Raw genomic sequence first — 1,606 nt, forward strand, 5'->3', positions numbered from 1 at the left:
TAATGCGCTGTGCCTGCGCAGGAGACTTGTCGAAGTAGACGTTGGCGATGCGGTCGCTCGTCTGCCCCATGAACTCCGTGAGACCGGCATGGGAGATGCCACCATCGGCAAGACGTTGGGCCGCAGTGTGCCGCAGGTCGGTGGGTGACCATGCATCTCCCGTCAGTTCCTCGGCCAGTTCCATGATCGCGCTGCTGACGGCACCTGGGGTGAGAGCGAAGAGCAGACGAGCGGGCACCCCTTCCTCTGGTCGGAGCGATCCCGTCTCACGCCTTCTAACCAGCTCGTTGAAGAGCGGACCCCATTCTCGTTTGACCTTTCTGGTGATCCGGATGCGTTTGCTGTTGTCCTTCTGCTTGATGATCGACACAGCGACGTGCACTGCCCCCGTCGGAAAGAGCCGCACGTCTGCCAGCTCAACTCTGGCGATCTGCCCAGGCCGGAAGGCGTATTGGTACGACATTACCAGCATGCAGACGTCGCGAAGTTCCTCATTGTCGAGCGAAGCTGGATCGACCGCCAATTTTTCGCAGAGGCTGTCGATGTGGTTGACGATCAGGGCCTGTTGGTCCAGCGGCAGGAAGCAGTCACCGGCGCGGACGACCCGATACTTGTCGACTTTCGGGCTCTTTAGCCCTCTGATGATGGAAACCGCTTGAGGTGACCATTGGCCGATGTTCACGCGACAGAGCGAATGTAGCATTGCTCGCAATGCCCAAGTTTCAACAGCACTTACATCCGACAAGACAAACGTATTCCAATGTGAGCGAGCGTCGAATGGCGGTAAGCTGATAAGAGAAAGGAGGGATGCGACTCCGCGACGAAGTACATATCGCTGAAGGCCCGCGAATCGGATTGTTACTGAATGAGGATCAAGGCGGCCAAGAAAGTCGACCAAGACGTGCTTCAATACCAATTCCGCCGGTCCATAGGGAGCAAAGCTGACCTTGGTAGTGGCACCATCCAAGCCGATTTCGACGGTGGGAACGCTCGCAAGGTTCGTGATCGACCGCGTCTCATTCGCAAAATCATCGAAGTATCGGACTACAGGAGGCAACGGGGGCAGCTTAGCAGCCAAGCCAGCGATTTCGTCCGAGAGCCCTGAATGCTCGAAAGCAATATTATTCAATGGTTTCGCTCCGGAATAATACGCCTCAAGGCATCCACGTACGTGTCAAACGTCTCGTCCCACACTTCGGCAAGAGTGGTTTCGAAGTAGGCCTTCGCATAGAGGCGGGGCATGTTGGACTCCTTCGACCAACCGAAGTATTCCCGCAAATTCCCCTGAGCCGTGTCCAGATCGAGCCCTTTGTCCCGATATCGTGTCATTCGGACGACCGCCGACGTATGCCGGAGGTCGTGACAGGAAACGCTATCAAGACCTTGTTTGCTCAACGACTTCTTCGCCTCTTGAGACAGAGCTTCGGACGCCACTTCAAAAATCTCGTTCATTGATCGAAGCGACAAAGGCTTCGATTTCTGGGAGATCAGAAGATGGGGATAGTGTGCTTTGCCTCGGAAGTTTTGCGAATAGATCGGGATCAGCTCGACAAGCTCCTTGGATAGCGGGAGTTGCCGCCGTGACGGAGCAGTTTTCAAGCTCGGT

General features: G+C 55.9%; 2 protein-coding genes. Both read right to left on the reverse strand.

Annotated elements, in window-relative coordinates:
- A partial coding sequence (locus ACI2KA_RS26935; protein WP_404505486.1) for a tyrosine-type recombinase/integrase occupies positions 1-1,129 on the reverse strand: 1,129 nt, incomplete at its 3' end.
- A partial coding sequence (locus tag ACI2KA_RS26940) for a tyrosine-type recombinase/integrase (protein ID WP_404505487.1) occupies positions 1,126-1,606 on the reverse strand: 481 nt, incomplete at its 5' end. The genes ACI2KA_RS26940 and ACI2KA_RS26935, both read right to left, overlap by 4 nt.

Source organism: Agrobacterium sp. NPDC089420, from assembly GCF_044900305.1.
Lineage (GTDB): Bacteria > Pseudomonadota > Alphaproteobacteria > Rhizobiales > Rhizobiaceae > Agrobacterium.